17 protein-coding genes are annotated in these 20,794 nt (G+C 58.1%); 11 read left to right on the top strand and 6 right to left on the bottom strand.

The window, feature by feature from the left end; translation table 11 throughout:
- Positions 1 to 14 precede the first annotated feature (14 nt).
- Positions 15 to 1,142: an NAD(P)/FAD-dependent oxidoreductase gene (locus tag ACN1C3_RS29445; protein ID WP_419119230.1), complete on the top strand. Its 1,128-nt coding sequence runs from the start codon at positions 15 to 17 to the stop codon at positions 1,140 to 1,142.
- An 89-nt stretch (positions 1,143 to 1,231) separates the two neighbouring features.
- Entirely contained in the window at positions 1,232 to 1,858 is a 627-nt protein-coding gene (locus ACN1C3_RS29450; RefSeq protein ID WP_419119231.1) for a helix-turn-helix transcriptional regulator, read from the top strand.
- A gap of 225 nt (positions 1,859 to 2,083) precedes the next feature.
- On the opposite strand, the gene ACN1C3_RS29455 is transcribed toward ACN1C3_RS29450, so the two are convergent.
- The 6 genes from ACN1C3_RS29455 to ACN1C3_RS29480 all read right to left on the bottom strand — a co-directional run bounded on the left by ACN1C3_RS29455 (position 2,084) and on the right by ACN1C3_RS29480 (position 7,438).
- Entirely contained in the window at positions 2,084 to 2,860 is a 777-nt protein-coding gene (locus ACN1C3_RS29455; RefSeq protein ID WP_419119232.1) for an ABC transporter substrate-binding protein, read from the bottom strand.
- A 297-nt stretch (positions 2,861 to 3,157) separates the two neighbouring features.
- On the bottom strand, positions 3,158 to 3,610 hold the full coding sequence (gene moaE / locus ACN1C3_RS29460) for a molybdopterin synthase catalytic subunit MoaE (protein ID WP_419119233.1): 453 nt from the start codon (positions 3,608 to 3,610) through the stop codon (positions 3,158 to 3,160).
- A gap of 3 nt (positions 3,611 to 3,613) precedes the next feature.
- Complete coding sequence (locus ACN1C3_RS29465; RefSeq protein WP_419119234.1) at positions 3,614 to 3,856, bottom strand: MoaD/ThiS family protein; 243 nt, start codon at positions 3,854 to 3,856, stop codon at positions 3,614 to 3,616.
- Positions 3,856 to 4,326 carry a cyclic pyranopterin monophosphate synthase MoaC gene (moaC, locus tag ACN1C3_RS29470; RefSeq protein WP_419119235.1) on the bottom strand — a complete coding sequence of 157 codons (471 nt, stop codon included), beginning with the start codon at positions 4,324 to 4,326 and terminating at the stop codon, positions 3,856 to 3,858. The genes ACN1C3_RS29465 and moaC overlap by 1 nt, the downstream gene beginning before the upstream one ends.
- A 232-nt stretch (positions 4,327 to 4,558) precedes the next feature.
- Complete coding sequence (locus ACN1C3_RS29475) at positions 4,559 to 5,953, bottom strand: PhoH family protein (RefSeq protein WP_419119236.1); 1,395 nt, start codon at positions 5,951 to 5,953, stop codon at positions 4,559 to 4,561.
- Positions 5,954 to 6,313: 360 nt separating this feature from the next.
- The gene (locus tag ACN1C3_RS29480; RefSeq protein WP_419119237.1) at positions 6,314 to 7,438 is read right to left on the bottom strand and encodes a polysaccharide deacetylase family protein; all 1,125 of its coding nucleotides are present in this window, start codon (positions 7,436 to 7,438) and stop codon (positions 6,314 to 6,316) included.
- A 244-nt stretch (positions 7,439 to 7,682) separates the two neighbouring features.
- Here ACN1C3_RS29480 and yaaA point away from each other — a divergent pair, with 244 nt between their 5' ends.
- The 9 genes from yaaA (at position 7,683) to ACN1C3_RS29525 (ending at position 20,727) form a co-directional block, all read left to right on the top strand.
- Entirely contained in the window at positions 7,683 to 8,462 is a 780-nt protein-coding gene (yaaA, locus tag ACN1C3_RS29485; RefSeq protein ID WP_419119238.1) for a peroxide stress protein YaaA, read from the top strand.
- An 812-nt stretch (positions 8,463 to 9,274) separates the two neighbouring features.
- Entirely contained in the window at positions 9,275 to 10,591 is a 1,317-nt protein-coding gene (locus ACN1C3_RS29490) for a nucleotide sugar dehydrogenase (RefSeq protein WP_419119239.1), read from the top strand.
- A gap of 194 nt (positions 10,592 to 10,785) precedes the next feature.
- Positions 10,786 to 12,267: a mannuronan synthase gene (gene alg8 / locus ACN1C3_RS29495; protein ID WP_419119240.1), complete on the top strand. Its 1,482-nt coding sequence runs from the start codon at positions 10,786 to 10,788 to the stop codon at positions 12,265 to 12,267.
- Between the two features lie 46 nt (positions 12,268 to 12,313).
- Complete coding sequence (locus ACN1C3_RS29500; protein ID WP_419119258.1) at positions 12,314 to 13,486, top strand: PilZ domain-containing protein; 1,173 nt, start codon at positions 12,314 to 12,316, stop codon at positions 13,484 to 13,486.
- A gap of 9 nt (positions 13,487 to 13,495) precedes the next feature.
- Positions 13,496 to 15,019 carry an alginate biosynthesis TPR repeat lipoprotein AlgK gene (gene algK / locus ACN1C3_RS29505; protein ID WP_419119241.1) on the top strand — a complete coding sequence of 508 codons (1,524 nt, stop codon included), beginning with the start codon at positions 13,496 to 13,498 and terminating at the stop codon, positions 15,017 to 15,019.
- Positions 15,016 to 16,503, top strand: coding sequence for an alginate export family protein (locus ACN1C3_RS29510; protein WP_419119242.1), 1,488 nt, complete (start codon positions 15,016 to 15,018; stop codon positions 16,501 to 16,503). The genes algK and ACN1C3_RS29510 overlap by 4 nt, the downstream gene beginning before the upstream one ends.
- Positions 16,504 to 16,529: 26 nt before the next feature.
- The gene (gene algG, locus ACN1C3_RS29515; RefSeq protein ID WP_419119243.1) at positions 16,530 to 18,122 is read left to right on the top strand and encodes a mannuronan 5-epimerase AlgG; all 1,593 of its coding nucleotides are present in this window, start codon (positions 16,530 to 16,532) and stop codon (positions 18,120 to 18,122) included.
- An 11-nt stretch (positions 18,123 to 18,133) separates the two neighbouring features.
- Positions 18,134 to 19,582, top strand: a complete 1,449-nt coding sequence (locus ACN1C3_RS29520; RefSeq protein WP_419119244.1) for an alginate O-acetyltransferase — start codon at positions 18,134 to 18,136, stop codon at positions 19,580 to 19,582.
- 8 nt (positions 19,583 to 19,590) lie between these two features.
- Positions 19,591 to 20,727, top strand: coding sequence for a mannuronate-specific alginate lyase (locus tag ACN1C3_RS29525; RefSeq protein ID WP_419119245.1), 1,137 nt, complete (start codon positions 19,591 to 19,593; stop codon positions 20,725 to 20,727).
- The last annotated feature ends 67 nt before the right edge of the window (positions 20,728 to 20,794 follow it).

Raw genomic sequence — 20,794 nt, forward strand, 5'->3', positions numbered from 1 at the left:
GCAGGAGAGATTTAATGACCCAGGCAGATTTCATCATCATCGGCGGCGGTATCGCCGGTGCGTCCACCGGTTACTGGCTGTCGCGCCACGCTCGGGTGATTGTGCTGGAGCGTGAATCGCATCCGGCCTATCACTCCACCGGGCGCTCCGCCGCTTTATACACCGCCGCGTATGGCACACCTCAAGTCCGCGCATTGACCCTGGCCAGCCGGGACTTCTTCAATGCGCCTCCGGCCGGTTTCTGCGAGCACCCGCTGCTGACGCCGCGCGGGGAAATGACCGTGGATTTCACCGGTGACCTGCAAGAACTGAATACTCAATACCTGAGCGCCAAAGCCAGCGTGCCGGAGATGCAATTGCTCAGCGCCGATGAAGCCTGCGCGCGGCTGCCGATCCTGCGCCGGGAGAAAGTGCATGGTGCGATTTTCGACCCGAGCGCCAGCGATATCGACACCGACGCCCTGCATCAGGGCTATTTGCGCGGTATCCGACGCAATCAGGGTGAAGTGCATACCGATACTGTCGTCCAGAGCCTGAGCCGTGACGCCCAAGGTCACTGGCAGGTTAAAACCGCCAAACAGACCTTCAGCGCTCCGGTGGTGATCAATGCCGCAGGGGCCTGGGCCGATAAAATCGGCGAGATGGCCGGGGCCAGACCGCTCGGCCTGCAACCCAAGCGTCGTGCGGCGTTTATCTTCGCAGGTCCCGAAGGCGTGGATATCCATGACTGGCCGATGCTGGTCAGTCTCGACGAGTCGTTCTACATGAAACCGGATGCCGGGATGTTCCTCGGCTCCCCGGCCAACGCCGACCCGGTCGAACCCCACGACGTGCAGCCCGAAGAGTTGGACATCGCCATGGGCATTTACCAGATCGAAGAAGCCACCACGCTGACCATTCGCCGTCCGACCCGAACCTGGGCCGGGCTGCGAAGCTTTGTCAGCGACGGCGATCTTCTGTGCGGTTTCGATCAGCAGGTACCAGGCTTGTTCTGGGTCGCGGCCCAGGGCGGTTACGGCATCCAGACCTCGCCCGCCATGGGTCAGGCCAGCGCGGCTCTGGTACGCGGCGAAACCTTGCCTGAGCAACTGACACGCTTTGGTCTGAGCGCCGATATGCTCTCCCCTGCGCGCTTGGGCTAAAGCGCCCCGAGGTGACGCCCCGCCTCGATTGCGGCAAACTCGCAGCGCCCTTTTCGATAGGGCGCTGACGCTGCCTGGAGCAACACCCTATGACACCACCTCGACAAGATCCCACCCTGGATAACTTCCGGGCGATTGCCGACGCCATTGCCACGTTGCTTTACCCCCACGCCGAGGTGGTGCTGCACGATTTGCGCACGCAAAAGATCGACTACATCGCCAACAACCTGTCCAAGCGCGAAATCGGCGACGATGCCGCGCTGGAAGACATGCTCAGCGAAGAGGTCAGCGAACGGAATATTGGTCCCTACGAAAAGCTCAACTGGGACGGTCAGAAAATCCGCAGTCTGAGCAGCGTGCTGCGCGACAGTAACGGCCAGCCACTGGCTGTGCTGTGCATCAACCTGAATATCTCGCTGTTCGAAAATGCCAAAGCGGCGCTGGATTTGTTCCTGTCGCCGAGCAAGCTGATTGCCCAACCGGACTCACTGTTCCGTGACGACTGGCAGGAGCGAATCAATACCTTCCTGCACGCGTGGCTGCGCGAACGCCAGTTGAGCCTCAACCTGCTGACTCGCGAGCATAAACGCGAGCTGGTGCTGGCCCTGCACGCTGAAGGCGCCTTCAAGGGCAAAAGCGCCTCCAACTATGTGGCGAATGTGCTGAATATGGGTCGGGCGACGGTGTACAAGCATTTGAAGGAATTGAAGGGGTGAAGGAGTTGAAGGACTGACCTGTGGGAGCAGCCGGTCGACGCTCGATTGCTCGCGATTGGGGTTTAACATTCAACATTCATGTCGACTGTCCCGCCGCTATCGCGAGCAAGCCCGCTCCCACATTGAATTTTCAGCGTGCCGCCAAATGTGCAGCACAACACATATCTAATGTGGGAGCGGGCTTGCTCGCGATAGCGATGTGTCAGGCGGTACAAATCCCCCTGATCAATCCCCGTAAATATCCGACTTGAAGTACTTGGACTCAATCTTCTGATATTCGCCATTGGCGCGAATGTCGTCGATGGCCTTGTTCAGCTGGCTCACCAGTTCGATATTGCCCTTGCGTACAGCAATCCCGGCGCCCTCACCCACGTATTTCGGGTCTTTGAGTTCCGGGCCGACAAAGGCATAACCGGCGCCACGAGGCATCGACAGGAAGTCGTCCAGCGGAATGCTGTCGGCAAAGATGCCGTCCAGACGCCCGGCCGCCAGGTCCATGTAGATCTCTTCGTTGTTGCTGTAGCGCACCACCTTGATGCCTTTGGGCTCGAAGACCTCTGTGGCGTAACGGTCGGTGGTAGTGGAGCGCTGCACACCGATGGTCTTGCCCTTGAGGCTGGCGTACTGGTCATCGACCACGGCGCCTTTCTTCATCACCAGACGCGACGAAGTGAAGTAGTACTTGTGGGTAAAGTCGACCGAGTTTTTACGCTCTGCAGTGATGGTCATCGAAGACAGTGCGGCATCGATTTTCTTCACCTTCAGGGACGGAATCAGGCCGTCGAACTCGCCCTCGATCCACTCGCACTTGACCTGCATCTGCGCGCACAGCGCATTGCCGATGTCGTAATCGAAGCCGCTGATTTTTCCTTCTTCCGCCTTGAACGCAAACGGCGGATACGCCGCTTCAATGCCAATACGCAGGGTTTTCTCGGCGGCGAACAGACTGCTGCACGCTAACAGACTGAGGGCCAGACCACCGATGAGGGTGAATTTCTTCATGTTCGTTCTCTCGCGGGTTGTTGTTGGTTTTGCAAGACAGAAGGAAAAGTGAAACGTGAAACGCTTTTTTTGTACTTATAATTCCATACTGGACTTTTATGTATTAGTCGTCAATCGACTGTCCACACTTTGCCCTTCCTTTGGTCGCGAGGATGAATTAGGGGTGAGTCAGGAAGATAGAGGGTGTGGCTGATGACTCCTTCGCGGGCAAGCCCGCTCCCACAGGGTTCGCGCATATCCTGTGGGAGCGGGCTTGCCCGCGAAGACGGACTCATAGCCAATAGAGAACGAAGGGGATTACTCTTTCCAGCGCTCCACCGCCGCATGGTCGCTGTCCTTCCCTTCCACCCACCGAGGCCCATCGCTGGTGCTTTCTTTCTTCCAGAACGGCGCGCGGGTTTTCAGGTAGTCCATGACAAAGGCACAAGCGTCGAAGGCCGCCTGGCGGTGGGCGCTGGCAGCGCCAACGAAAACAATCGGCTCGCCTGGTTCCAAAGCGCCGATCCGGTGCAGCACTTCAAGCTTGAGCAGCGGCCAGCGCTGTTCGGCTTCGATCGCGATCTTGCCGAGAGCCTTTTCGGTCATGCCGGGATAGTGCTCTAGAAACATTCCGGCAACGTCGAGCCCATCGTTGAAGTCACGCACGTAACCGACAAAACTCACCACCGCACCGACACCCACATTGGCTGCGTGCATCGCGTTGACTTCGCAGCCTGGGTCGAACGCCGTGGATTGCACGCGAATCGCCATGGTTCAGCCTCCGGTCACGGTGGGAAAGAATGCCACTTCATCGCCGTCGGTCAGTGGTTCGTCGAGTTGGCACAGATCTTCATTACGGGCACACATTAGATTCTGTTCGCTCAGCACCTCGGCACCGTCGCGCTGCGCCAGAAGCACACGCACATCTTCAACCGAGGCGAAATCGCCTTCGACGTTCAGCGAATCCACACCCAGCGCCTCACGGTAGCGGGCAAAAAACTTCACTGTCACTTTCATTATTCGGACACCTGATAGTGGCCGCTCTTGCCGCCCAGCTTCTCCAGCAAGCGCACGCTTTCGATGGTCATGCCACGGTCCACGGCCTTGCACATGTCATAGATAGTCAGCGCGGCGATGCTGGCCGCCGTCAGCGCTTCCATCTCGACACCGGTCTGCCCGGCCAGCTTGCAGCGGGCGACGATGCGCACCGCGTCCTCGCCTTCGGCGCTGAGCTCGACCTTGACGCTGGTGAGCATCAGCGGATGGCACAACGGAATCAAATCGGAGGTTTTCTTCGCCGCCTGAATGCCGGCGATTCGCGCCACGGCGAACACATCACCCTTGGGGTGACCGCCGCTGACAATCATCTGCAGGGTTTCGGGGAGCATGCGCACAAACGCTTCGGCCACGGCTTCACGTGACGTCACGGCTTTTTCGGTGACGTCGACCATATTGGCGCGACCTTGGGAATCGAGATGAGTCAGCACAGGGTTACTCCTGATCAGGAGCGTCGATTGTAAACCTGCGGGTCAATTTTTCGCACGTTTGATTATCGGATCACCACAATCCCCCGTGGGAGCGAGCCTGCTCGCGATGGCGGCGTGACAGTCGACATCAATGCTGAATGTCAGACCGCTATCGCGAGCAGGCTCGCTCCCACAAGGGTTATTCGTCGAGCATAAAAAACCGGGCGGCTTTGGGCCGCCCGGTTCAGAGGTTTTACAGATGAGATTCGGCGTATTCGGCCAGAATCGAACGTGGCACCCCTTGCAGGGTGATGTGCACACCGTTGGGGAAGTCTTTGAAACGTTCAGTCAGGTAGGTCAGCCCGGAACTGGTCGCGGACAGGTAAGGGGTGTCGATCTGCGCCAGGTTGCCCAGGCACACCACTTTGGAACCGGCACCAGCACGGGTGATGATGGTTTTCATCTGGTGCGGGGTGAGGTTCTGGCATTCATCGATCAGGATCAGGCTCTGCTGGAAGCTGCGGCCTCGAATGTAATTGAGGGATTTGAACTGCAACGGCACTTTGCTGAGGATGTAATCCACGCTGCCATGGGTGCTCTCGTCATCCATGTGCAAGGCTTCGAGGTTGTCGGTAATGGCGCCCAGCCAAGGCTCCATTTTTTCCGCTTCGGTACCCGGCAGGAAGCCGATTTCCTGGTCCAGCCCCTGCACGCTACGGGTGGCGATGATGCGCCGGTAGCGCTTGCTGACCATGGTCTGCTCGATGGCGGCGGCCAATGCCAGGATGGTTTTCCCGGAACCGGCAGCACCCGACAGATTGACCAGGTGGATGTCCGGATCGAGCAAGGCGAACAGCGCCAGACTCTGATAGACATCACGCGGTTTCAGACCCCAGGCTTCCTGGTGCATCAGCGGTTCCTGATGCAGGTCCAGAATCAGCAGCACATCAGCCCTGATCTCTTTGATCCAGCCGACAAACCCTTGCTCGTCGATGATGAACTCGTTGATATGCACGGCAGGCAGGTTGTCGATGAGCTGGACCTGATGCCAGGTACGACCGTGATCCTGACGGGTCTCGACCTTGCTGACACGGTCCCAGAACGAACCCGTCATGTTGTGATAACCACGGGACAGCAAAGACACGTCGTCGACCAGTTGGTCGGTACTGTAGTCCTCGGCCGCGATCCCACAGGCTCGCGCTTTGAGGCGCATGTTGATGTCTTTGGTCACCAGTACCAGACGCAGGTCCTTGTCGCGTGCGTGCAGGTCGATCAATTGGTTGATGATGATGTTGTCGTTCAGATTCTCGGGCAACAGGCTGTTGGGCTCTTTGCGTTTGTTCATCAGAATCGACAGCAAGCCTTTTGGCCCACTCTTGCCACGCTGGATAGGTACACCCAGTTCAACGTCTTCCGGGGTCGCATCGCCCAGGGTCTTGTCGATCAGTCGGATCGCCTGCCGACATTCGGCCGCGACGCTGTGAGCCCCGCTCTTGAGCTTGTCGAGCTCCTCAAGGACGATCATCGGGATGGCAACGTGGTGTTCTTCGAAGTTCAGAAGTGCGTTTGGATCGTGAATCAATACGTTGGTATCGAGTACATAAAGGATTGGCTGGTTGGAGGAAGAACTACGTCCGTGATCATCCATACTCGGTCACCTTTGTGGGAGCCAGTCGACGCAATACCGTTACAGTGCTGCGCCTCGAAGTGGCCACCGAATTCACCCCGCAGTCCTCAAAACAACAGGACTCAAGTGAACTGCACACGCTGGGTCTTGGAAGACGCCACCTGTGTTGCAGGTTTCGGCGGTCTGTCTTCGTAATACTCCAAAACCTGTGACAGGAAAAAGCACTTTGACGTTTTTTTGAAGTTTATTTTTCAAAGTGACCAATAGCCCTTGGCGGACGGTCATCACCCCGTTAAAGTCGGAAGTCCGCCTGCATCGAAATCTCGCTGAAAATTTCCCCGTTCTACCTTTCCCCCCAATGATTGCTGGCCTTTTGCCTTTTCAGCGAAAAGCGTCCTGACAATCCTCCCAGCCGATCCCGCTTTGCGCGGTTTGCGTGACCAGCCAGGGCATCGCCGTTTTTACCGCGTCCTGTTTGACATTGAAGTTGATCACCCCTCGTCGCCACAGCAGCATCAGCGTCAATACCCGCTGACCGCTCTCTTGAGCCTTGAGTTTGCCGCCGGCGTCCTGAGGGTCGATGTCCCACAAGGCGACCTGCAATCCCTGAGCCTTGAAAAACCCTTCGCCGTCAGCGCGACGCTGGCCGTAGGGCGGGCGAAACAGCGGCACGTAGTTTTCCGGCAATTTACCCTTCACCAGGTCAATGCTGCGCTCGACCGAGTACTGCCAATCCTGCCAATGACTGTGGGAGCGGTATTCCCAACCCTGCACGCCGACGCACTGCTTTGAATACAAGGCCTGTAAATCAGCCACCGAGTGTTGGGCCAAGCGTGCCTGGATATCGTTTCCCAGTACAAAGAAGGTCCCGTTCATGTTCGACTTGCGCAGGTAATCGGTAAGCCACGCGGTGTTATCCGGCGAGGCTGCGGCGGCGCTGTCGAAGGTCAGCAAAAACAACCGGTCATTGAGCTCATCGCCATTGCGCTCGTAGTCGCCGAAACGATCGATTTCGCTGCTGGTTTGTGGAAACAGAGCGGCCTTGCGCAGTTGCTCGTTCAGATAGCGCTCATGGAAGCTGCGGCTCGGCTCCGCCCAGCGCCTGTAGTAGGAATCGGCCGCGACCTGAAATTTTCCGGCCTGCGCGCGCAGGCTGTCCATGTCTTCGACCAGATAACAGAAGGAGGCGTCCTGATCGCAACTTTGCTGGGCGAAGTTGTAGTTGGTGAGCAAACGCTGCCACATCCGCTGGCGAACGCGATTGATCGACTCCAGATTGATCATCCGCAGCCCCAGTCGCTGCTTTAATGCAGCCTCGTCCAGCGCCTCGCTGGCGAGCAAGGCGCGAGCGAAAGTGAGGATCTCCGCCCGTGACGCCACATCGAACAGGGTTGGGCTGGTCAGCTGCTCAGGCCAGGTGCTGCGGTCCAGCGTGGCGACATCATTAGACGCGGCGATGGCGCCGAGACTGAACAACCAGACCGAGAAAAGAAAAGCGATACGCAATGGGATGTCTCCATAACAAAACCCGCGCGGCACTATAGCTGATCTGGTGAGCGGTTCCCTGTGGGAGCGGGTTTGCCCGCGAAGAACGATGGCGCGTAATGCCTGAGAAAACTGCGGTGTTCGCTTCGCGGGCAAGCCCGCTCCCACAGGACTGCGATCGCCATCGATCCCTCTATAACCTCCATAACTGGAGTCAAATCGGTCAACCCCCTAGAATCCCCCCACGATTTCAGGAGACGACTTCATGCTGATGGTGATTTCCCCAGCCAAGACCCTCGATTACCAAACCCCGCCGGTGACCCAGCGCTTCACCCAGCCGCAGTACCTCGATCACTCTCAGGAATTGATCCTGCAGTTACGCGAGCTGAGCCCGGCGCAGATCAGTGAACTGATGCATGTATCCGACAAGATCGGCGGCCTCAACGCCGCACGTTTCGGTAGCTGGACGCCGGCCTTCACCCAGGCCAACGCCAAACAGGCGTTGCTGGCCTTTAAAGGCGACGTTTATACCGGCATGAATGCCGAAACCTTCAGCGAGGCGGATTTCGATTACGCCCAGCAACACTTGCGCCTGCTGTCTGGCCTATATGGCCTCCTGCGCCCGCTGGACTTGATGCAACCTTATAGGCTGGAGATGGGCACTAAACTGGCCAATGCCCGTGGTAAGGACCTGTACGCCTTCTGGGGCACCCGGATCAGCGAATGGCTGAACGAAGCCTTGGCTGATCAGGGCGATGATGTGCTGCTCAACCTGGCCTCCAACGAATATTTCTCGGCGGTCAAACGCTCGGCCCTGAACGCGCGGATCATTAATACCGAGTTCAAAGACCTGAAAAACGGTCAGTACAAAATCATCAGCTTCTACGCGAAAAAGGCCCGCGGCATGATGAGCCGCTTCGTTATTTCCGGGCGCATCAACGACCCCGCCGCACTCAAGCAATTTGATGCGCAGGGTTACCGCTTCAGTGTTGAACAGTCCAAACCCGACACGCTGGTTTTTCTGCGCGACCACGCCCCCGAATAAAGCGCTCTTTCGGTGCACGTCAGGAATCAGGCACGTGCGCCGAACGGTGATTTCCCTCAGTATTTCCCCGCCCTAAACGTCATTAATTTGGCGTCAAAAATACCTATTATTCTTTTATGACTTTTCTTTCACTCGACATAAGTCATTTTTTTCAGTAGTGGCACTTATTTTTTTTGTGAGTAGTGGCACATACCCATCTAACCCGATTAACTCCCCGTATATACGGGGCCATATGGCAATTGCTATCAATTTGAAAGCAGTGCCATCTTTGGTGATATTTCAAGAAATTTCAACATTCACGAAAGGCCGACTGGAACTATGTTCCCATCCGCCGCTCATACCATCCGTAACGATTATCTTGAGGCGTGCACGAGATAACTTACGCAGGTAATTGGCCATGTAGCGAAGTTGTCATACTTATGCCGATACTGTGACCTCTACTATTGAATGAATGTGAAGGACAGGAGATAACGCACCATAACTATCCCCTACAAGGCCAAGGCCGCGCCCCTATAACTGCGCTCACCTGAGTGCATAACCACTTGATTTTAATTACTTTAAGTCAACTATCGAGTGCGAGACAACCTTTGCACGAATGTCTTCCCAGGGAAGACCGGCTGCATATCAGGGCAGGTCATTACAATAAGGCCACGTTACGCACACCTTGAGTGCATCCTTTAGACACTCGGAACTTAACATGCCTGCACACGGCATTGTGTGCGTCTGCACCGCACACTTGCGAGTGCACTATGACCGTTGAACATCATTAATTCCGGCCATTTAATGGCGTCATAAATACAGAGGTAAATGCGATGCGCATTAGCATATTTGGTTTGGGTTACGTCGGTGCAGTATGTGCCGGTTGCCTGTCTGCACGGGGCCATGAAGTCGTTGGCGTAGATATCTCCAAAGACAAGATCGACCTGATCAACGCCGGCAAATCGCCGATCGTCGAACCGGGCCTGGGCGAGTTGCTGACCCAGGGTATTCAAACCGGTCGTCTGCGCGGCACGACCAATTTCGCCGAAGCCATTCGTGATACCGACCTGTCGATGATCTGCGTCGGTACCCCGAGCAAAAAGAATGGCGATCTGGAACTCAACTACATCGAGTCGGTGTGCCGCGAAATCGGTTTTGTCCTGCGTGACAAGACCACCCGCCACACCATCGTCGTGCGCAGCACCGTGTTGCCAGGCACCGTGAAAAACATCGTGATCCCGATCCTTGAAGACTGCTCCGGCAAGAAAGCCGGCGTCGACTTCGGTGTCGCGGTCAACCCTGAATTCCTGCGTGAAAGCACCGCGATCGCAGACTACGACCTGCCACCGATGACCGTGATCGGTGAGTTCGACAAAGCTTCCGGTGATGTTCTGCAATCGCTGTACGAAGAGCTCGACGCCCCGATCATCCGCAAGGACATCGAAGTCGCCGAGATGATCAAGTACACCTGCAACGTCTGGCATGCGACCAAAGTGACCTTCGCCAACGAGATCGGCAATATTGCCAAAGCGGTCGGCGTCGATGGTCGTGAAGTGATGGAAGTGGTCTGCCAGGACAAGACCCTCAACCTGTCCCAGTACTACATGCGCCCGGGCTTTGCTTTCGGCGGCTCTTGCCTGCCAAAAGACGTCCGCGCCCTGACCTATCGCGCCGGCACCCTGGACGTCGATGCGCCGCTGCTCAACTCGCTGATGCGCAGCAACGTGTCTCAGGTGCAGAACGCCTTCGACATCGTCTCCAGCCACGACAAACGCAAAGTCGCCCTGCTGGGCTTGAGCTTCAAGGCCGGTACCGATGACCTGCGCGAAAGCCCGCTGGTAGAGCTGGCGGAAATGCTGATCGGCAAAGGCTACGACCTGAGCATCTACGACAGCAACGTCGAATACGCCCGCGTTCACGGTGCGAACAAGGACTACATCGAGTCGAAGATCCCTCACGTCTCGTCCTTGCTCAACTCGGACTTTGACGCAGTGATCGGCAACTCCGACGTGATCATCCTCGGCAACCGCGACGAGAAGTTCCGCGCGCTGGCCGAGAACGCCCCCGCCGGCAAACAGGTCGTCGACCTGGTCGGGTTCATGTCTCAAGCCACCAGCGTTAAAGATCGCACCGAAGGCATTTGCTGGTAACACGTCTGTAGGAGCTGTCGAGTGAAACGAGGCTGCGATCTTTCCAGATCCACTTGAGTCCCAAGCGAAATCAAAAGATCGCAGCCTTCGGCAGCTCCTACAGGTTCACCGGTGACATTACAGTTTTCGTGAGCCTGCCTTAACCCCATCGGGCCACCCTACTGGCTCGCCCGAGATCGAGACGGATGCAGATTATGCACAGGCTAAAGCACGGCCTACTTCAGGCCGCAGGTTGGCTGTTTTACCTAAGTTTATTGATGGGCATCGCTGCTGCGTTGCCTACGTCCACATTCGACTCCGAGTCGAAGGACTTCATCTTCCTGGTGGGCGCCGTGGGCATCTGGCGCTACTCCATGGGTGCCACGCACTTTCTGCGCGGCATGCTGTTTCTGTACGTGGTCTACCCGCACCTGCGGCGCAAAGTGCGCAAGCTCGGTAAAGCGGCTGACCCGTCCCACGTGTTCCTGATGGTCACCAGCTTTCGTATCGATGCGCTGACCACCGCTCAGGTCTACAGCTCGGTGATTCGCGAAGCCATGGAATGCGGCTTCCCGACCACCGTGGTCTGTTCACTGGTGGAAATGTCCGATGAGCTGCTGGTGAAAAGCCTTTGGGCAAAAATGAACCCGCCGGCTCATGTGAAGCTCGACTTCGTGCGCATCGCCGGTACCGGCAAACGTGACGGCCTGGCCTTCGGTTTCCGTGCCATCTCCCGCCACCTGCCGGATGACCGTGCAGTGGTTGCGGTGATCGACGGTGACACCGTGCTGGCCCCGGGCGTGGTACGCAAAACCGTGCCGTGGTTCCAGCTGTTCGGCAATGTCGGCGGCCTGACCACCAATGAGTTCTGCGAAGTGCGCGGCGGCTACATCATGAGCGAGTGGCACAAACTGCGCTTCGCCCAACGCCACATCAACATGTGTTCGATGGCGCTGTCCAAGCGCGTGCTGACCATGACCGGGCGCATGTCGGTATTCCGCGCCACCGTGGTCACCGACCCGGACTTCATCGCCGACGTCGAAAGCGACTCGCTGCAACATTGGCGTCTGGGCCGCTTCAAATTCCTCACCGGTGACGATAAGTCCAGCTGGTTCAGCTTGATGCGTCTGGGTTACGACACGTTCTACGTGCCGGACGCAGCGATCAACACCGTTGAGCACCCGCCGGAAAAGAGCTTCATCAAGGCCAGTCGCAAGCTGATGTTCCGCTGGTACGGCAACAACCTGCGGCAGAACTCCCGCGCATTGGGTCTGGGCATGCGACGTCTGGGTTTGTTCACCAGCGTGGTGCTGTTCGACCAACGCGTGTCGATGTGGACCTCGCTGCTCGGACTGACCGTAGCGATCATCGCCAGCTTCAAATACGGCATGGCGTTCATCCTGGTGTACCTGCTGTGGATCGGCATCACGCGGTTGATTCTGACCCTGTTGCTGTCCTGCTCGGGGCACAAGATCGGCCCGGCCTATCCAATGATTCTCTATTACAACCAGATCGTCGGCGCGCTGGTGAAAATCTACGTGTTCTTCCGCCTCGATCAACAGTCCTGGACTCGCCAGGACACCAAACTGACCCGTGATCTCGCCAGCTTTCAACGTTGGTTCAATACCTGGTCGTCTCGGACCATGACCTTCGCCGCCGGCAGCGTGTTCGTCGCCGTGCTGCTGACGATGGTCTGACCTGCCTCGCCTGAATTAACTAGGAACTACATCGATGAACAAGCCAATGAATACCGCTGCAAACGCCAACGTGGTGCATGAATCCGAAGCCCAGCGCCAACACGCACGGGTCAAAATCCCGGCCCGGCTGCGCTTTGTCGACGCCAGCGGCACCCCTCTGATTGCGCGGGTCGAAGACCTTTCCGCCGGTGGCCTGAGCTTCAACGCAGGGCCGCAAAAGGCCCTCACTGTCGGCGAAGTACACCAGGCTCGCCTGCAATTCGTCATCGACAACCTGGGTCTTGCCATGGACGTCGAGCTGATGGTCCGCTCTTACGACCGCCAGACCGGCCGCACCGGTTGCCAGTTCCAGAACCTGGATCAACAAGACATCTCGACCCTGCGTCACTTGATCACCTCGCACCTGAGCGGTGACATCGTCACCATGGGTGAAGTACTCGCCACCCTGCAGCGCGACAACTTCACCAAGGCGCGCAAGGTCAAGGACGGTGGCAGCGGCATGACCGCCTTCGGTCGCCTGCGTGCAATGACCTTCAGCTTTGCAATTTTCCTCGTTGGCCTCGTAGCCTTCGGTTTCATCTTCAAGTCGGTGTACGGCATGTACTTCGTCAGCCACGCCCAGGCCGGTCTGGTCAGCGTGTCCGGCATGAATGTCACCATGCCCCGCGACGGTACGGTGCAAAGCCTGATCAAACCTGACGGCATCGCCGCCAAAGGCGCACCACTGGCGACCTTCAGCACCAGCATGCTCGACGTGCTCAAGGGTCATCTGGACGAAGACCAGTTGCAACCGGCCAAGGTTGAAGAACTGTTCGGCAAGCAAATGACCGGCACCATGACCTCGCCATGCGATTGCACCGTGGCCCAGCAATTGGTCGCCGACGGCCAGTACGCCAGCAAAGGTGACGTGATCTTCGAACTGGTCCCGAAGGGCAGCGAAGCCAACGTTGAAGCACGCTTCTCCTATCGCCAGTTCGGCGACGTGCGTCCGGGTACGTCGGTGAACTTCCAGATTGCCGGCGAAGACCAGATTCGCACCGGCAAGATCGTCAGCAGCACCAGCCTGAAAAGCAGCGATCTGTCGTCCGACATCCGCGTGCAAATCAAGCCTGATGCACCGCTGGACAGCTCCTTCGCCGGTCGCCCAGCGGAAGTGACCAGCAATCGCGGTCCATCCCTGAGCTGGCTGATCAACAAAGCCATGGCCGCTGGTCTTTAAGCGGAGGACATGCCTGTGACGACTCCACCAATCCTCAGAACACCGCAAACCCTGTGGGAGCGAGCTTGCTCGCGATGGGATCAGCGAGATCTGTCTGATGCACCGAGCCGCCTGCATCGCGAGCAAGTCGGATCGCCGCACCGTCGCTCCCACACGGGTTATGTGTTCTGCACATTAGCTTTGGCCATCAGCCTGGCCGGTTGCGCCGGTCTGCCCGACCAGCGTCTGGCCAATGAAGCCCTCAAGCGCGGCGACACGGCAATGGCGGCGCAAAATTACAAGCAGCTGGCGAACCTGGGCTACAGCGAAGCACAGGTCGGTCTGGCTGATATCCAGGTGGAGACCCGCGACCCGGTTCAGATGAAACAGGCCGAAGCGACTTACCGCGCGGCCGTCGACACCTCGCCACGGGCTCAGGCTCGTCTGGGGCGTCTGCTGGTGGCCAAACCCGGCGCAACCGAAGCCGAACAGCACGAAGCCGAAGGCCTGTTGAAAAAAGCCTTCGCCAATGGTGAAGGCAACACCCTGATCCCGCTGGCGATGCTCTACCTGCAATACCCCCACAGTTTCCCGAACGTCAACGCCCAGCAAGAAATCAGCAAATGGCGCGCTGCCGGTTACCCCGAAGCCGGCCTGGCACAAGTGCTGCTCTATCGCACCCAAGGCACCTACGACCAGCATCTGGGCGAGGTCGAAAGCATCTGCAAAGCGGCGCTCAAGACCACCGACATCTGCTATGTCGAACTGGCCACCGTCTACCAGAAACGCGCCCAGCCTGAGAAACAGGCTGAGCTGCTCAAGCAGCTGCAAGCCGCCCACAGCCTTGGCACGGTTTCCGCTCAACGGGTGGACAGCGTCGCTCGCGTTCTCGGCGATGCCACGCTCGGCAAGACTGACGAAAAAACCGCGCAGACCATGCTCGAACAAATCGCTCCCGGCTACCCCGCCTCATGGGTCAGCCTGGCGCAATTGCTCTACGACTTCCCCGAGTTGGGCGACGTCGACAAGATGATGAAGTATCTGGATAACGGCCGCGCTGCTGACCAGCCGCGGGCCGAACTGCTGCTGGGCAAGCTCTACTACGAAGGCAAATGGGTGCCGGCCGACGCCAAACAGGCTGAAGCGCATTTCCAGAAAGCCCTCGGCAAAGAAGTCGCCGCCGATTACTACCTCGGCCAGATCTACCGCCGTGGTTACCTCGGCAAGGTCTATCCGCAGAAGGCCCTGGATCACCTGTTGACCGCTGCCCGCAACGGCCAGAACAGTGCTGACTTCGCCATCGCCCAGCTGTTTTCCCAAGGCAAGGGCACCAAGCCCGACCCGGTCAATGCCTATGTCTTCAGCCAACTGGCCAAGGCCCAGGACACCCCGCAAGCCAATGAGCTTGCACAAACACTCGAAGCCCAACTGCCGCCTGCTCAGCACGCTGAGGCCCAGCGCCGCTTGCAACAAGAACAGGCCATGCGTGGCGCCTTGAGCAAGAACCCGCAAGAACTGCACGCCCTGCAAGAAGACGGCGAGGAATCCCTATGAAGTTGAATCCATTCGTTCAGGCCGGCATTGGCCTGACATTCGCACTGTTGTGGTCTTGCCCGACATTGGCAGCCCTGACCGACACCAAAAACTATGGCCTGGAAGTGAAAGCCACCGGCGAATCGGAAGCTGACACTGATCTGGGCACCCGTCCCGGAGGCGACGTCAACGGTATCGGCCTCGACCTGCGCCCGTGGGTCTATGGCGAAAGCGGCAACTGGAGCGCCTATGCCATGGGCCAGGCCGTGACATCGACCGACATCGTCGAGACCGACACCCTGCAACAGTCTGATAGCAGCGGCACGCAGAGCAACAGTGACAATGGTCGCACCAGTAAAAAGAATTACCTGGCGATGCGCGAGTTCTGGGTCGGCTACAGCGGCCTGACGCCCTACCCCGGCGAGCAACTGAAACTCGGTCGCCAACGCCTGCACAACGACGACGGCCAATGGCGCGACACCAACATCGAAGCCCTGAACTGGACCTTCGACACCACCTTGCTGCGGGCCAACGTCGGCGTCGCCGAACGCTTCAGCGAATACCGTACCGACCTCACCGAGCTGGCGCCCAAGGACAAGGATCGCCTGCATATCTACGGCGATGTCTCCACCCAGTGGACACCCGGCAATTGGGTCGGCGTGCGCGCTCATCACACTCACGATGACGGCAAGCTCGACTTTCCCGTGCCCGGTGAAGCGCCCGACTCGCTCGACAAGAAACAGAACGGCGACCTGACCTGGATCGGTCTGGAAGCCAACAGCGATGCTTACAACTATCGCAACACCAACACCGTCAATTACTGGGGCAGCGTTACGGGCCTGAGCGGTAAACGCGACACCGTCAACCCGCTGACCGCCCAAGGCACCCCTCCGGTCGACGCCAAAAACAGCGCCAGCGTCAACGGCTGGGCCACCGACCTGGGTATCCGCCTGCGTCTCGATCCGAACTGGCAAGTCGGTGGGGCCTACGCCCGTGCCAGTGCCGATTACGAGCAGAACGGTCTGGAAAGCAACCGCTCGAACTACACCGGTACTCGCTCGCGGGTTCACCGTTTCGGCGAAGCGTTCCGCGGCGAAATGAGCAACATGCAGACCGCCACTCTGTTCGGCTCCTGGATGCTGCGCGATGACTATGACGCCAGCCTGATCTACCACAAGTTCTGGCGCGTCGATGGCAGCAAGCCGATCGGCAACAACGGTATCAACGCTGTCGAAAACACCACTGACAACACCACCGATGCTGTGATCTCCAGCACATCGCTGCCGCTCGCAGACGGCAAGACAGACCTGGGTCAGGAAATGGACCTGGTGGTCACCAAGTACTTCAAGCAAGGCCTGCTGCCGGCCGCGTTGAGCCAGTCCATCGATGAACCTTCGGCACTGGTGCGTTTGCGCGGCGGTGTGTTCAAGCCCGGCGACGCTTATGGCAAAGAAGTCGACTCGTACATGCATCGCGCCTTTATCGATGTCATCTGGAAGTTCTGATGAGAGCTGCCAAGGGAGTGCGTGAGATGAACAGTCAAGCCATCAAGGGCTCGATCAGCCTGTTGGCCGGCGCGCTGCTGCTGGCCAGCACGACCGCGTTCGCCAGCGTCGAACCCGGTGTTTCAAACGACCAGAGCAAACCGGCGACTGTGGCCAAGGGACTGCATCAGGCAAAAACTTACACCGTCACCAGCGCACCGATCGCCTCACTGGAACTGGCCAAACCGAAACTGCCAGACATCTCCGGCTACACCGCCGAAGCGGCTGCGGCAAAAATCGTGCGCAGCAAACCCGGCAAGGTCAGCGTGCGGCGAATGATGCAGGAAGACGCGCTGAAGGACTTCATCGGCGGCGATAACAAGATGGCCGAATGGGTGGTGCGTCAGCATGGTATTCCCCAGGCGATCTTTATCGACGACGGTTACATGAACCTCAAGGACCTGACCAAGCACTTGCCCAAGCAGTACATCAGCGAGACTTCGCCCGGTGTGTTCCTGGCCAAATTGCCGATCGTGGTCGGCCGTAAAGGCATCCTCGAAATCGACAAACAGACCCAAGAGCTGCGCCTGTCCCAGGAAGCCGGTTCGTTCATGGTCAACGATGGTCAGCTGTTCGTGCGTGACACCAAAATCACCGGCTGGCGCGAAAAGGAAAACGGCCCGGCGACCTTCCAGTCACCGAAAGAATTCCGTCCGTTCCTGTTGGCCTGGGGGGGTACCGAGACCTACATCGTCAACAGCAAAATGGCCAGCTTCGGTTACTCCAACAGTAAGTCCTACGGTGTGAGTATTTCCCAATACACGCCGAACATGGCCAAGGTGCTCAAGCGCCCGGAACCCACCGGCTGGATCATCGGCTCAGAGTTCTCGGACATGTGGTACGGGTTCTACTGCTATGAGACCCGCGACTTTGTGGTCAAGGGCAATACCTACCACGACAACATCGTCTACGGCATCGATCCCCATGACCGTTCCCACGGTCTGATCATTGCTGATAACACGGTGCACGGGACCAAAAAAAAGCACGGGATCATCATTTCCCGTGAGGTCAACGACAGCTTCATCTTCAATAACCGCAGCTACGACAACAACCTGTCGGGCCTGGTGATCGACCGTAACAGCGTCAACAACCTGATCGCCTACAACGAGATCTACAAGAACCACACCGACGGCATCACGCTCTACGAGAGCGCTAACAACCTGCTGTGGGGCAACAGGGTGATCAGCAACCGACGTCACGGCATCCGCGTTCGTAACAGCGTGAATATTCGCCTCTACGAAAACCTCGCCATGAACAATGGCCTGACCGGTGTCTACGGCCACATCAAGGACCTCACCGACACTGATCGTGACATCAAGCTCGACCCGTTCGATGCCCAGGTCTCGCTGATCGTGGTCGGTGGCGAACTGGCCGCCAACGGCAGCGGGCCGTTGTCCATCGACTCGCCGCTCAGCGTCGAGTTGTACCGGGTATCGATGCTCGCTCCGACCAAATCCAGCGGCATCAGCTTCTCGGGGATTCTCGGCGAGCGCCAGGATGAAATTCTCGACCTGCTGGTGCGCCAGCAGAAAGCCGTGCTCATCGACCCTGTCGAACGCCAGACCGAAATGCGGGACTGAGGATGACCTTTATGCACCCACACATGATCAAACTACTCAGCCTCTCGGGCCTGACCGTGGCCATTCTTGCCGCCAGCGGCGGCGCACGTGCCGACGACGCCCAGAAGCCGAACTTCAGCGCCGAACCATGCTGCAACCTGTGCCCCGAAGCCCACGACGCGAAGAACTACACCACTCGCTATCAGCAGAACTTCACCACGCTGATACAAGCCCAGGGCGACTGGCTGTTCCGGACTCAGGAAGATTTGCGCACCGAGTTCGACACCTCGCCTGCAGGCTACAGACGCATGAAAGAACTGCACGACGCGTTCAAAAGCAAAGGCGTGGAACTGGTGGTGGTTTACCAACCGACCCGTGGCCTGGTGAACCGCAACAAACTGAACCCGGAAGACAAAGCCAAATTCGATTTCGACAAAGCGCTGAGCAACTACAAAACCATGCTCGGGCGTTTCGCCGCCATGGGTTATGTGGTGCCAGATCTGTCGCCGTTGACCAATGAGCAATTGGGCGACGAACTGCCGGCCCACGATTTCTACTTCCGCGGTGACCAGCACTGGACCCCTTACGGCGCCCAGCGCACAGCGAAAATCGTCGGCGAAAAAATCAAGCAAATCCCGGCCTTCGCTGATATTCCCAAGCGTGAATTCGAGTCCCATAAGTCAGGTCGCATGGGCAAGACCGGAACGTTGCACAACATGGCGGGTCAACTCTGTGGCACTAGCTACGCGATCCAGTACATGGATCAGTTCACCACCGAGCCAAAAGGCGAGGCGGCGGACGGTGATCTGTTCGGTGAATCCGGGAATCCGGAAATTACCTTGGTCGGCACCAGCCACAGCGGCAAGAACTACAACTTCGCCGGCTTCCTGGAAGAAGCCATCGGCGCTGACATCCTCAACGTCGCCTTCCCCGGCGGTGGTCTGGAAGGCTCGATGCTGCAGTACCTGGGCAGCGAAGAGTTCCAGAAAAAACCACCGAAGATTCTTATCTGGGAATTCTCACCCCTGTATCGCCTCGATCAGGAAACCATTTACCGGCAGATGATGGCGCTACTCGACAACGGTTGCGAAGGCAAAGATGCACAGATGACCGGCAGCGCCACCCTCAAGACCGGCAAGAACGAGCTGATGGTCAACAGTAAAAACATGGACCTGCGCAACAGCAGTCATCAGGTCGACATCCGCTTCGCCGACCCATCGGTGAAAACCTTGCACGCCACCCTCTGGTACATGAACGGTCGCCACGAGGACATCAAGATCGACAAACCGACAACATCCGACACCGACGGGCGTTTCGCCTTTGAACTGCGCACTGACGAAGACTGGGCCTCGCAAAATCTGTTGGCCGTTGAAGTCGAGGGCCCGGAAGCCGGCGCCGCTGCGCAGAAAGTCGAAGCAAAAGTATGCAAACGCAACGTTTTCCCAGGCGCTGAGCAACGTACCGCTCAGACCGGGCAATGAGGTTACCTATGCACGCTAGAACTCGAACACTGACAATGAAAAAACTGCTGGCGCCGACCCTGCTGGGCCTGGCCATTTTCGCAGGCACCGCACAGGCCGCAGCGCCATTGCGCCCGCCTCAGGGTTACTTCGCGCCGATAGAAAAAATCAAGACCGGTGAAAACGCCGAGGGCTGCGACACGATGCCCGCGCCGTACACCCAGAAACTGCAATTTCGCAGCAAATACGAAGGCTCCGACAAGTCCCGTTCGACCCTCAACGAGGCGTCGGAAAAAGCCTTCCGCGATGCCACCGCCGACATCACCAAACTGGAGCGTGGCACCAGCAAACGGGTGATGCAGTTCATGCGTGACGGTCGTCCGGAACAGCTCGAGTGCACCCTGAGCTGGCTGACCGCCTGGGCCAAAGCCGATGCGCTGATGTCCAAGGACTTCAACCATACCGGCAAGTCCATGCGCAAATGGGCGTTGGGTAGCATGGCTTCGTCCTACATCCGCTTGAAGTTCTCCGACTCGCACCCGTTGGCGACCCACCAGCAAGAGTCGCAATTGATCGAAGCCTGGTTCAGCAAAATGGCCGACCAGGTAGTCAGCGATTGGGACAACCTGCCGCTGGAACAAACCAACAACCACTCGTACTGGGCTGCGTGGTCAGTCATGGCCACCGCCGTGGCAACCGATCGTCGTGACCTGTTCGACTGGTCAGTGAAGGAATACAAAGTCGGCGCCAATCAAATCGACGCTCAGGGCTTCTTGCCGAATGAGCTGAAGCGCCAGCAACGGGCCCTCGCCTACCACAACTATGCCCTGCCGCCGCTGGCGATGATCGCCAGTTTCGCTCAGGTCAACGGTGTGGACTTGCGTCCGGAAAACAACGGTGCCCTGAAACGTCTGGGTGACCGAGTGCTGGCCGGGGTCAAAGACCCGGAAGAATTCCAGGCTAAAAACGGTAAAGACCAGGACATGACCGATCTCAAAGTCGACTCAAAATTCGCCTGGCTCGAACCCTTCTGCAGCCTCTACACCTGTGCGCCGGATGTGCTCGAACGCAAACACAAGATGCAACCGTTCAAAAGCTTCCGCCTCGGTGGCGACCTGACCAAGGTCTACGACCCTTCGCATGAGAAGGGCAACAAAGGTTCTTAGGGTTGACGCATAACCCCTGTGGGAGCGGGCTTGCTCGCGATAGCGGTCTGCCAGTCAACATCAATGT

Origin of the sequence: Pseudomonas sp. H11T01 (assembly GCF_048515765.1) — a bacterium.
Classification (GTDB): Bacteria; Pseudomonadota; Gammaproteobacteria; order Pseudomonadales; family Pseudomonadaceae; genus Aquipseudomonas.